The sequence below is a fragment of the Streptomyces sp. NPDC002403 genome (assembly GCF_053593015.1).
The window spans coordinates 17699-29680 of record NZ_JBSFBQ010000048.1 but is presented as its reverse complement, the minus strand read 5'-3'; the positions used below and the strand labels follow the sequence as shown (position 1 = coordinate 29680).

Below are 11982 nucleotides of genomic sequence, written 5' to 3'. Positions count from 1 at the left end.
CCGCTCCTCAAAAGCGCAGGCGATACAGGGATCCCGAGCGTCGCGCCCGACGCGGGCGCCCATGCCGGCTGCCGGTCCGCAGGGCCCGGCCGACAGGGCCTAGCGTGTCGCCGGCGGGGGAGCGACAGCCCAGGAGCCGGCGGCCTCCTCCCTGGATTCGAGCACGTCCTCACCGTAGAGATCCTGCAGCCAGTTGGTCTGGTAGATGGTGTCGAGGTAGCGCTCGCCGAGGTCCGGGCCCACGGCCACCGCGGTGAGTTCGTCCGCGTCGTGCCGGGCCAACCAGTCCGTCGCGCCGCTGATCACCGTGCCGGTGGAGCCACCGAACAGGAACCCGCGCCTGGCCAGACGATGGCAGGCACGTATGGTGTCCGCCTCCTCGACACGAATCACCTCGTCGACATAGGACTCGTCGAGCAGTGGCGGACGCATGCTCATACCCAGACCGGGAATCATGCGGCGGCCCGGCGCACCGCCGAACGAGACCGAGCCGACGCTGTCCACCGCGATGATCCGCACGGGCCGGTGCCATCCCCGGAAGTAGCGCGCACAGCCCATCAGGGTCCCGGTGGTGCCGGCCCCGACGAACAGCACGTCCAGCCGCGGGAACTGACGGGCCACCTCCGGCGCGGTCGTACGGTAGTGCGCCTTCCAGTTGCTCGGATTGGTGTACTGACTGAGCCACACATACCGGTCGTCGGAGGCGCACAGCGCACGGAGGTATTCGAGCCGCGCACCGAGAAAACCGCAGCCCGCCTCCTGTTCGGTGATCACATGCACCTGGCTGCCCAGCGCCTCCATCATCATTCTGTTCGACAGATTGCCGCGGGAGTCCGTCACACACAGGAACCGGTAGCCCTTGCTCGCCGCGATCATGCTCAGCGCCACGCCGAGATTTCCGGACGAGGACTCGACCAGGATCGATTCCGGTGTCAGGATTCCATCCCGCTCAGCGGCCTCCACCATCGCGGTCGCGGCCTTCAACTTGATCGAGCCGGCGAAGTTGAAGCCCTCACACTTCAGGAAGAGCGATTGCCCGAAGATCGACCGGAGGTCGACATAGAGGTTCTCTTCGTTGAAGGCGTAGGGAGTGGATACGACAGGCACCATGATCTCCTCTGTCTGGTGCAGAGCACTTTCGGAGCCGTCCGGCCATGGGCGGGCTCCTCGCTCGTGCGGGCGGGACCCCCGTCTCCGGCCGGCGGGACGGGCCCTGCGTCAGCAGCCGCTGTCCTGCTCGTCAGGACCTGCTGCGACGTGACCGGTGGTCTCTCCTGGGATCGGCCTCGAAGGCGCGTCCTGCGCTCTTCGGCAGCTCATCCGTACCGGCTCAGTTCGTGGAAGAAGTCGTCGACGACGTGCAACTCCCCGGAGCGGGCCACTTCGCTGTACACGTACTTGCCCACCGCGAGGTCGAGGACCCCTAGGCCGAAGGGCGAGAACACCACCGGCCGGTCCGCCGGCACCGTCACCCGCCCGGCCATCACGTCGTCCAACGTGCCGTGCAGGAAGTCACGGCCGCCGGTGAGCTGCTCGGCCAGATGCGGCGAGGTGTCGGCCTTGAGGCAGTGCTCGACGTCATCGACGATGTTGGTCGAGGCGAGCAGGATCTCCGGCGCGAGGTCGCGCAGCGACACATGCAGCACCAGCGGATTGTGTGCGAACCAGGACAGGTCACTGACGTGCGGTTGACCGGCGACCGTGGCGAAGACGACCAGATCGCTGTTCCGGATCAGCTGCTCGGCGCTTTCGTGCACGGTGATCCGGCCGACGGTGTCCGACTGCTCCAGGTAGCACCGGAAACCTGCCGCGCTGTCGGGGGACAGGTCGTGCACGCCGATCTCGTCGAACGACCAGCCGGTGCCGACCAGGAAGCTGTGGATGTAGCGGGCGATCAGGCCCACCCCGAAGAATCCGACGCGCGTCGGCCGCGGCCGGTCGCGGCTGAGCCAGTCGGCCGCGGACGCCGCCGACGCGGCCGTCCGGGTGGCGCTGATGATCGAACTCTCCAGACAGGCGAACGGGTAGCCGGTGTCGTGGTCGTTGAGGATCAGCACCGCCGATGCCCTCGGGATACCGGCCGTCACGTTCTCCGGGAAGCTGGAGATCCACTTCAGGCCGTCCACCCGTGTCTTCCCGCCGATCGAGGCGGGCAGCGCGATGATCCGGGAGGACGGGCGGTCGGGGAAACGCAGGAAGTACGACGGCGGGTTCACCGAATCACCGGCGCCGTGCACCCGGTAGGTGGCCTCGACCAGCTCGGTGATCCGCTTCTCGCAGCCGTGCAGCGCGCGCTGGACCTGGGCACCGGAGATCACCGCGAACGGTGGCACGGCAGGTGGTGAGGCCCCTGCGGGCTCTCTCGTGGTGGAGTCGACGGTGGTCATCGCGCGGTCACCTCCACGGTCGGCGAGCAGTCGTCCAGGCGCACCGGATCGGCCATGGCGACCAGCACCTCGCGCGGTCCCTCGAAGGGCTCCCTGCTGTGCGCGGTGCGGACGTTGTCGACGATCATCAGGTCTCCTGCCTGCCACGGTTCGCGTGCGGTGTTCGCCTCGTAGACGCCGTTGAGCAGCTGCACGACGTCCTCGCCGATCGGGTCGCCGTTGCCGAAACGGGTGTTGAACGGCAGCCCGTCGGCGCCGTAGACATCCACCAGGTACTCGTGCACCTCGGGGGCCATCGTCCACTCGTTGAGGAACGCGATCTGGTTGAACCAGCAGCGTCGGCCCGTGACCGGGTGGCGTACCACGGCGCTGCGGCGCTGTCTGGTGCGCAGTCCGCCATCGGGCTGCCACTCGAACGAGATCGCGTTGGCGCGGCAGTAGCGCTCGACGGCGCCCCGGTCCTCGGTGCCGAAGGCCTCGGCGACGGACGCGCCGATCTCGTCGTTGTAGCTGCGGGTCAGCAGCCAGCCCTCGCGCTCGAACCGCTCGGTCAGCTCGGTGGGCAGTGCGTCGAGCACGGTCGGTGAGTCGGCCACCGCGGTCGCCCCGCCGTCGGTGGGAGCGCTGAGACAGGCGAACATCATCAGGCCGGGGAACTCAAGCGTGTAGCTCAGTTCGTGGTGCATACACATGGGCTGGTTCGGCGGCCACTTCGATGAGGAGTACACCCCGTCGGAGTAGGCCTCCCGGGGCGCGAAGGCCTCCCGTTCGGTCATCAGACCGGTGGCCAGCTTCGAGAAGACGGCTCCGGTCTCGGCCGCGTCACGCAGCCCGAGGCCGCGGACCAGGACCGATCCGTGCTCGGCGACGACTGCGCGCAGCGCGTCCCGGTGCTCGGCCGCCCAGGCCGGCGCGTCGCCGGTGGGCTCGGCCCGCAGCCGCGGGGGTCTGCCGGATTCCAGTTCCACGTCGACCAGCGACGCCGTGGATGTGGACGACATCTCGGTTTCCTTTCGACTGAGACTCAGGAAGAAGCGAACAATTCGGTGGCCTGCAGCACGGCCTTCGCCGCCTCGGCCGGACGGGTACGCAGGAAGTAGTGGCCGCCGTCGGCGAGCTCGTGCAGGTCGACCTCTTCGGCCAGGAGCCGCCACTCGTGGAACCGGTGCGGGTACTCCGCCGTGCTCGGGTCGTCCGCGGCAACGACCACGGTGACCGGTACGGACAGCTTCTGCGCGGGCGGGTGCTCCAGGGCGTCGGTGAAGTAGCGGTGAGCGGACACGTAGTCGTGCCGGTAGGCGGCGCCGACGTGCTCGGCGTGCCGCGCACCCAGCTCACCGAGTGCGATGCGGTCGCCGTCCGTGCCCAGGCTCGCGGCGATCTCGGCGTTGCTCCGCCCGGTCAGCCCGGCGACGGCCGCGCGCCGGTCCTCGGCATCACCGAGCAGTTGCGCGCCGAGGAACACCCGTTGGACGTCCACCCCGCGCTCCCGCAGCCTTCTGGCCGTCTCCACGGCCAACGCGGCGCCCGAGGAGTGGCCCCACAGCAGGACCCTGGTCAGACCACGCCCGGTGATCTCGCCGACGACCTGCTCGACCACCTGCGTCATCGGTGCGAGCGGTTCGCTCTCGGCTGCCACGTCATGACCAGGCAGCTCGACGGCGTAGACCGCCGGTCCGCCGTCCGGCAGCGCCCTGGCCATCGGCCGGAAGTTCACCGCGTTGCCACCGGCGTGGGGGAAGCACACCAGGGCCGCGGTCCGGGCACCGTCCGGTTCCGCTTCCGACAGCGGCTGAAGCAGCCCGGCACGCCGCTCGGACCTGCCGTCGACCAGCCCGGCCAGATCGGCGAGGACCGGGTGGCGGGTGACGTCCTTGAGGGACACCGCACGGTCCAGGACGATGGCCAGTTTCACTGCCGACAGCGACGTGCCGCCCCGGTCGAAGAAGTGGTCCCGCCGTCCGATCCGGTCCTGCGGGATGCCGAGCACCTTCGCCCAGGCGGCCGCCACCTGCCGTTCGGTGGGCGTATCCGGCGCCTGGAAGTCGTCCCGGACGGCATCGGGTTCCCCGGCGAGCGCCTCCAGAGTCCTTCTGTCGATCTTGCCGTTGGCCGTCAGCGGCAGGGTCTCCCGCCAGTGGAAGGACGACGGGACCATGTACGCGGGCAGCGACGCACCGAGCCGGTCCAGCACGACGTCGGCATCGAGCGGCCGCCGACCGGAGTAGAACGCCACCAAGTACTTGCTCCGGTCGGCCCGCTCGGCGACCACGACCGCACCGTCGCGGACACCGGGTACCTGCAACAGGGTGTTCTCGATCTCGCCGATCTCGATGCGGAAGCCACGGATCTTCACCTGGGTGTCGCGGCGGCCGAGGAATTCCAGCTTCCCTCCGGGCGTCCAGCGGCCGTAGTCGCCGCCCCGGTAGAGCCGGGCGTCCTCACGGTGCGGATCGGTCAGGTAGGCCTGCCGGGTGCGCTCGGGGTCGTTGACGTATCCGCGGCCGACGCAGACGCCGGAGAAGACGATCAGGCCGGGGGCCCCGAGCGGCACCGGGACCAGGTGCTCGTCGACGACGTAGACGCGCACATTGTTGACCGCGGGGCCCAGCAGGACCCGGTCTCCGTCGGGCGCACGGTCCATGACTTCGTGGTTGGTGTCGTCCGAGGTCTCGGTCAGACCGTAGGCGTTGACCAGCTTGATCCCGGGCTGGGCGGCGAACCAGCGCTGCACGAGCTCCTTCTTCAGCGCCTCGCCGGTGACCGACACGCACCGCAGGTCCGGCAGCTCGCGGGGGTGCTGATCCAGCCAGGACACGACCACGTCCAGGTAGGAGGGCACGACCTGGAGTACGGCGACCCGGCCGTCGACGATCCTGTCGACGAACCGCTGGACGTTCAGAATCACCTCCTGCTCCACCAGCAGTGTCCGCCCCCCGACCAGGAGCCCGGACACCAGCTGCCACAGCGAGATGTCGAAGCATTGGGGTGCGGTCTGGGCGACCACCTGCCCCTCTTGGATTCCCAGGTCGTCGATCTTGGCGTAGAGATGGTTCAGCATGCCCGCGTGCTCGCACATCGCGCCCTTGGGCTCACCCGTGGAGCCGGAGGTGAAGTAGATGTAGGCGAGTTGGTCCGCAGCGACGTGGAGGCCCAGATCATCGTCGGGATGGTCCTCTTCGCAGGCTTCGCCGATGAACAGCTTCCGGACCCCGGGCAGTGAGCCGAGGGCCTGGTCGAGCGTGGCGGTGCTGCCGGGCTCGGTCAGCACGAGCCCGCATTCGGCACGGGAGAGCATGGTCGCGAGGCGGTCGGCCGGGAAATGCGGCTCGATGGGCAGGTACACGCCGCCGGCCTTGAAGACCGCGAGGACGGCGGCCATCCAGTCCAGGTTGCGCTCGGTCACCACCGCGACGACACCTTCGGGGCGCAGCCCCCGCGCCAGCAGGGCTCGTCCCAGCCGGTTGGCGCGCGCGTTGAGTTCTCGATACGTCAGTTGCAGCTCCCCGTGCACCGCGGCGACGGCGTCCGGGTGTGATGCCACCCGCTGCTCGAACAGTTCGTGGAACCGGTGGTCCGGCAGTTCCCGTCGCGGACCGGCGAGCTCTTCGAGCTGGAAGTGGAGCTCCCCGGCGGAGAGCAGGCTCTGCCGCCCGTGCTCGGCGTCGGGGTCGGCGGCGATCCGCGCGAGTGCGGTGAGGTGGTAACCGGCGATCCTGACGGCGCAGTCCTCGTCGAGCGCGTCGGTCCGGAACCGCAGCCGCAGCACAAGGCGGCTGTCGCGTTGTGAGAATCCCACCCACAGCACGGTGTCACCGGTGACTTCGCCGCTCATGCCGTGCGGATCGAACACGACCTCGATCGACGGCTCGGCCAGGCCGAGTTCGCGTCTGAGCTCATCGACCGGGAAGTCCTTGTGCGAGAGCAGGTCCGCCGCGACTCGATGGGCGTCCAGCAGCAGCGTCCGCCACGAGCCGGGCTCGGTCGTCAGCCGGCACAGCAGTGGAGGGCCGCCCTCCGCACCGACATATCCGGTTGCGACCTCGTGCTCGCCGGACAGGGCGGCGATCACTTTGGCGTGCGCTGCCAGCAGTACCGAGCCGAGCGGCACCGTCAGATCCTCGGCCAGCCGCTCCAACGCCGTCACGACATCGTCCGGGACCGGCACCACGTGTTCGCCGACGCCTCGCACCCCATCGAGCGTCCACCGCGGGATCTCGGTGAATCCGCCGGCGGCGAGCACATCGCGCCAGAATTCGCGGTCGGCCTGCGCTTGGATTCCCATCTGGCCGTCTCTCTCCATTCGCCTTCGCTACCGTGCTGTTCCGTGCCGACAGGGGCGCAGCCGCTATCCCTTCCGCGTCAGCGCCTCGGGCCGGTGGGGGGCTTCTCGCATCTCCGCGGCGGGGTTTCCTCCCCAACGTGCGTGCTGGGGGACCTCTTCGCCCTTCATGAGGAAGGAGTCGGGTGCGAGCACCGCGCCTTCGCCCATCGTCACGCCGTAATGGACATGGGCTCCCACACCGATGGTGCAGCCGGCGTCGAGGGTGCTGCGATCGGATTTGAAGGTGCCGTCCTCCTGCGAGTGGCACTGGACCTTGCTTCCCGCGTTGAGCGTGCAGTCGTTCCCGATGGTGGTGAGCGTCCGCTCCGTCATGTAGCAGCCGTCATCGAAGACCCTGCTGCCGATCCGAACCCCCAGCATTCGCCAGATCACGTTCTTGAAGGGCGTGCCGTTGAAGATGTTGAGGTAGGTGTCGGGAACCTTCCAGAGGCGCTCGTGCCACCAGAAGTAGGGATCGTAGATGGAGCACACCCGCGGTTGCAGAGTGCGGAATGCCGCGATGCCGCGCTCCACCAGCACGAAATAGACGGCGGTGAACCCGAGGCTGAACACCAGGAACGCGGCGATCATGACGTGCCCGTAGGAGTCGTACAGCTCGGCGTTGGCCAGGCCGAACATCGTGAGCACGAAGAAGTGCAGCCACCGCACGAGCAGGAAGAAGACCATCGAGCGGATGTTGTAGCGGTTCTTCGCAGCGAGGCTGCGGCGCAACTCGTCGCCGGTGCGCAGATGATCGAACCGGGAATCGCGCTCGACCGACCGGGGAATCTCGAAGCACGGCGAGCCGAGCAGCCCCACTCCCTCGCGCACCTCGCCCTCGAGCGGAACCCCCACCTTCGTCGCGAGGAGACAGTTCTCGCCCGTCCTGGCCCCCGAGGGAAAGGCGATGTTGTTCCCGAGGAAGTTGTACGACCCGATCGAGGCCCGGGAAACCCGGAAGGACGTGCTCGAATAGTCGGCGTTGATGATGGAGAGTCCATCGGCGACCATCGTCCCGCTCCCGACCGAGCAGTGGAACGGGGTCTCGTGCTGGACTTCCGTGCCGAAGTTGGACCCGGTCTGTTCGACCCGGGACAAGTCGTATCCGATGCCGCGCAAGTAGTGGACGATGTAGGAGCTGTCACCGAACAGCCATGTGAAGAACTTGATGTTGGTCAGGTGCCCGATCGCCCGGTGCACCGAGTAATGGAACCCGTACAGCGGATAGACCTTGTCCGGCTTGACGACCAGGTTCAGCAGGCGCGGAACGGTGAACATCACGGCCATGCCCACGACGACGAAGCCGAAGAACAGCAGCAGGGAGAGGAGCAGCGCGTCGAGGTAGAGGTCCGGCGATGTGAGCTGCACCGTGCCCGCTGCCAGCCGGTCGTGCAGCGCCGGAACCAGGGTGACCAGCATGTACGCGCCCCCGACCGCCAGCGGCAGGTAGAGGAAGAACAACTGGAGCAAGGTGACGAGACCGAAGCCGGCCCGGCGCAGCGTGCCGCATGGGGCGGGCCCGATCCTTACGTAGTCGTGCTCCGTGAGCTGCGCCGGGGACCCGTGCCGGCGCTGACCGCCCGGCACGGCCTGGCCGCTGTACAGCGTGGATGTGTGGCCGAGTTGAGCCCCGTCACCCATCGACGTGTCGATGTCGAGCACGGTCTTCTCGCCGATGAACACGTCCCGGCCGAGGGTGATCCGACCGGTCTGGATACGGCCGGCGTGCGCCCGGTAGCAGAGGAGGAACGAGTCCTTGCGGATCACCGTGCCGGCGCCGACCGTGAGCAGATCGGTGCAGACCGGAACGTTGCGGGAGAGGATCGTGACCCCTTTGCCGATCCGTGCGCCCAGCGCTCGCAGGTACAGCACGTACAGGGGATTGCCGACGAAGAAGATCATCGGGTTGGCGTGGATCAGGACCTTGACGGTCCAGAAGCGCAGATAGGTAAGACCCCAGACCGGGAACTCGCGTGGTTTCCAACGGCCGACGAGGAGCCACTTGGCTGCGATGGGGAAGGTGCACAGAGCGACGAAACCGACGCCCCCGAAGATGAACGACCGCAGGTAGACATCGATCACGCCCGACCCGGCGGAGACCCATGAATAGCCTCGGTCGGCAACAAGCCCGGCGAGGAACGAGTAGCCCAGGAAGAGCAGGAACTGCAGGGTTCCGCAGAGCGCGTACCGCGCCGTGCGGACAGGGGTCACCACCTCGGTCGGTGCCGGGACCGACGGCTCGACGGGCGCGGCATTCGCGAGCCCTGTCGCCAGACCGCGGATCGTCGGATGCCGGTAGATGTCCTTCATCGACGCCGAGGGAAGGTCCGTGCGCTTCCTGACACGTGCACAGAAATGTGCCATGACCAATGAGTTGGCGCCGAGGTCATCGAAGAAATGGTCGTCGATCGACACCCGTTCGACGCACATGACATCAGCCAGAACCTCTGCGAGGTCCTTCTCGACGCCGCCCTCCGGGCTGGTGTACTTGCGTATGCCGACTGCGGATTCGTCCGGCCCGGGCGTCAGGACGTCGAGGGCTTTCTCCTCCATGCGAGCTCCTTGAGGAACTTTCGAGCGTCGCCGCCATTACGGTCGGCGCCCCGCACTCGCGTTTTTCGATGGCCGGAGCGAGTGGTCCGGAAACCACGAGATCGGGATCTGTTGTCCTGATCCCGAACCGCTGCCTCAGTCTTAGCCGACCACCGCACCGCTGCCACTCGAACCCGGTGGCAGTGGTGCGGCAATGGCTCTCCCGGTCCACTACTCGTCCACGACCTTGCCCGGCGGTACGGCGATGAGCCGCGCATGCGCCTCGATGTACTGCATGCGAGTGGTGCGTGCCCTGTCAGGAAGGGGCTGCACCGGGGCGCGGGCGGGGACGAATCCCGGTGCATCGCAGCTGTGGGACGGCGGAGCGACATCCGCCCACATCTCGGCGGTGGCGCGGTGGTACACGCGGCCACAACCATCCGATGTCACCCGATCAGCGAGGTACGCCCGCGAGCCAGCGGAGTGATCGTGGTCGGCCTCGGGGACCGTTCACCCGCTGGTGTCACGTGCGGCCTGCGTATCACGCAGCGATCACGCGGAACGGTGCCGGACCGCTACGGCCCTGCGTCGGCCGGTCGGCTCGTGATCGAGTCCGGTGGCGGCGTCGCGGGTGCGGTACGTCTCTGTGGAGACCGGGCCCGACGGTCAGTACGGGAGGCTCATCCGGTGGGCGCCGGCCGGTGGTGTGCCAGGGCCCGTGCGACCAGGGCGGCGGGCTCGGGGCGTGCCTGCAACGCCTTGAGGATCAGCAGCCACCACCGGTGCAGCCGGTCGGAGAGGTCCTCACGCTCCGCCATCTCCTCGGTGAGGTCGTACAGCCCGAAGAACGCGCACACCAAGGTCGTGGCGGTGCCCGACGGCTCGACTTCGTCAGCCAGTTCGCCGTCGGCACGGGCCTCGGCCAGAAGGCGTGTGACGGCAGTGGTCCAGACGGCGAAGGGCGTGGGTATGGCGATGTCGATGGTGCGGCGCTCAGCCCACAGCCGCGCGCCGGCCCGGGTCATGACGTCGTCGCACAGCGCCGCGGCGATATCGAAGCTGAGGGCGACCAGCTTCTCCAGCGGCGGTATCCCGGGGGCGGCATAGCGGTCGGCCAGCAACGGCCAGGCTGCGAACTGCTCGCGCACGACGGCCAGCGCGAGCCTCTCCTTGCTGGAGTAGTGGAAGTAGACGGCTCCGCTGGTGCGCCCCGAAAGGTTGCTGATCTCATTGATGCTCGTCCGTACGTACCCTTGTTCAACGAAAAGATGTGCTGCGGCTTCCAGGAGAGACCTTCGGGTCGCGCGCGCCCTGTCCTGCATGTGTGTTCCGCCTTCGTTCACCAGTGCCAATTCTCTTGATACGGGAAAGTCGTGCGCCGCGGCGCACTGACGGCGCTCCGTGCCGTTAATGCGTGGAGATTATTATTGTTCTTGGGCTGTGTGTGAGTACGGCCAATGGCGGAAAATCATGCTTCCCCGGTGCTGCCGAGTGCGGTCGCCCTCTCCAGGGTTCGATCTCTGGGATCAAGTCACGCCATTTGCATGGGAGTTGGAAGGGTGTGGCGTTTCATCCGCCGGTCGCCGGTTGCCGCGCGCGCCTCGCGAGTACTTGGAAATAGGCGTGCCGTCAAACACTCAAAATGATGATTGCGCCCTCTCTGACGGGAAATTAACGTAGTCATCACGATGTTTCTGGGGTCATCCGGAGAAGAGCGGACGACGTCCATCGCTGGAGGACCCGGAGGCGAAGCATCGGCCTTCACGCGTGGTCGAGCGGGGCTCGTTCGGCCGCGCACCTTCTGCGGCCGAGCGGGCCTCTCCGCAGTCCCCTGCTTCGCACTGCGAGCACTGACGAAGCGGGGTGGCGCGCTCTTCGAGAACGGCAGGCAAATGACATCTCGTCACATTTTCACCTGGTCCCCGGCTGCCATCGTCTTCGACTGCGACGGAACCCTGGTGGACACCGAACGGCACTGGCAGGACGCGCGCAGTCGGGTCTTCAGGGAGTTCGGGCTGAAGCCCCGCCCGGGCTTCGCCGAGCGGGCCAAGGGCGTGCACTACATCGAATGCGGCAGCCTCATGGCCAGAGAGACCGGGAAGCCTCAACTCGCGGACGACATGGCGCAGGCGCTCCTGAGCCACTTCATGGCGCTCGTCGCCGAAGACCCGGTGACCATGCCGGGTGCGGCGGCACTGGTCCGCCTCGCCGCCCGCCATGTCCCGCTCGCGGTCGCCAGCAACTGCCCATTGGATGTGGTCGAGTTCTGCCTCGCCCGGGTCGGCCTGCGCAGCTACTTCGCCCATGTCGTCGTCGCGGGGGAGGGGCTGCTGCCGAAACCCCATCCCGACGTCTACGCCACCGCGGTCCGCCTCTGCAGCGTGCAGCCGGAGGACGCAATGGCTGTGGAGGACTCCGTCACCGGCGTCGAGTCGGCCCGCAGAGCAGGCATGCGCGTGCTCGGCGTGGGACCTCGGCCGGCCGAGGAGGGAGCTGACCGAGCCGACCTGTGGCTGCGCACTCTGGCCGAACCGGAACTCCAGGCATGGGCCCACGCCTGGGCAGGCGGGACCGTCCAGTAGTCCAGCGCGATTGCGTTCCGGCCGGCGAAGCACCTGACGAGTGGCAGACGGGCGCCTGACAGGAGAAGACCCCGGCCAGGCACCTGTCCTCGTGCTCCTGACTCCCACACTCCATCCGGAACAATGCAGATCCACGTAGCCCGCCCCATGAACGGCC

The 11982-nt window shown here is 67.8% G+C and carries 8 protein-coding genes; 1 reads left to right on the top strand and 7 read right to left on the bottom strand.

Annotated features, from left to right (window positions below; all coding sequences use genetic code 11):
- Positions 1-99: 99 nt before the first annotated feature.
- From sbnA to ACWCPY_RS34235, 7 genes are all read right to left on the bottom strand, one after another.
- Positions 100-1107 (bottom strand): 2,3-diaminopropionate biosynthesis protein SbnA, encoded by a 1008-nt coding sequence (gene sbnA, locus ACWCPY_RS34265; RefSeq protein ID WP_451271682.1) that lies wholly within the window; start codon positions 1105-1107, stop codon positions 100-102.
- Between the two features lie 209 nt (positions 1108-1316).
- Positions 1317-2387, bottom strand: a complete 1071-nt coding sequence (gene sbnB / locus ACWCPY_RS34260) for a 2,3-diaminopropionate biosynthesis protein SbnB (protein WP_451271636.1) — start codon at positions 2385-2387, stop codon at positions 1317-1319.
- Positions 2384-3388 (bottom strand): TauD/TfdA family dioxygenase, encoded by a 1005-nt coding sequence (locus tag ACWCPY_RS34255; protein WP_451271634.1) that lies wholly within the window; start codon positions 3386-3388, stop codon positions 2384-2386. Before ACWCPY_RS34255 ends, sbnB begins: the two co-directional genes overlap by 4 nt.
- 23 nt (positions 3389-3411) lie before the next feature.
- Complete coding sequence (locus ACWCPY_RS34250) at positions 3412-6672, bottom strand: non-ribosomal peptide synthetase (protein ID WP_451271632.1); 3261 nt, start codon at positions 6670-6672, stop codon at positions 3412-3414.
- A 63-nt stretch (positions 6673-6735) separates the two neighbouring features.
- The gene (locus ACWCPY_RS34245) at positions 6736-9264 is read right to left on the bottom strand and encodes a Pls/PosA family non-ribosomal peptide synthetase (RefSeq protein ID WP_451271630.1); all 2529 of its coding nucleotides are present in this window, start codon (positions 9262-9264) and stop codon (positions 6736-6738) included.
- A gap of 210 nt (positions 9265-9474) precedes the next feature.
- Positions 9475-9669 carry a hypothetical protein gene (locus tag ACWCPY_RS34240; RefSeq protein ID WP_451271628.1) on the bottom strand — a complete coding sequence of 65 codons (195 nt, stop codon included), beginning with the start codon at positions 9667-9669 and terminating at the stop codon, positions 9475-9477.
- Between the two features lie 254 nt (positions 9670-9923).
- Complete coding sequence (locus tag ACWCPY_RS34235) at positions 9924-10565, bottom strand: ScbR family autoregulator-binding transcription factor (protein ID WP_451271627.1); 642 nt, start codon at positions 10563-10565, stop codon at positions 9924-9926.
- 570 nt (positions 10566-11135) lie between these two features.
- Between ACWCPY_RS34235 and ACWCPY_RS34230 the strand changes: the two genes are divergently transcribed.
- Complete coding sequence (locus ACWCPY_RS34230) at positions 11136-11825, top strand: HAD family hydrolase (protein ID WP_451271625.1); 690 nt, start codon at positions 11136-11138, stop codon at positions 11823-11825.
- The last annotated feature ends 157 nt before the right edge of the window (positions 11826-11982 follow it).

Bases quoted from the DNA above. Each gene is read 5' to 3' on its own strand.
- ACWCPY_RS34230 (WP_451271625.1), top strand. From the start codon at position 11,136: ATGACATCTCGTCACATTTTCACCTGGTCCCCGGCTGCCATCGTCTTC.
- ACWCPY_RS34255 (WP_451271634.1), bottom strand. From the start codon at position 3,388: ATGTCGTCCACATCCACGGCGTCGCTGGTCGACGTGGAACTGGAATCC.
- sbnB (WP_451271636.1), bottom strand. From the start codon at position 2,387: ATGACCACCGTCGACTCCACCACGAGAGAGCCCGCAGGGGCCTCACCA.
- ACWCPY_RS34250 (WP_451271632.1), bottom strand. From the start codon at position 6,672: ATGGGAATCCAAGCGCAGGCCGACCGCGAATTCTGGCGCGATGTGCTC.
- ACWCPY_RS34235 (WP_451271627.1), bottom strand. From the start codon at position 10,565: ATGCAGGACAGGGCGCGCGCGACCCGAAGGTCTCTCCTGGAAGCCGCA.
- ACWCPY_RS34245 (WP_451271630.1), bottom strand. From the start codon at position 9,264: ATGGAGGAGAAAGCCCTCGACGTCCTGACGCCCGGGCCGGACGAATCC.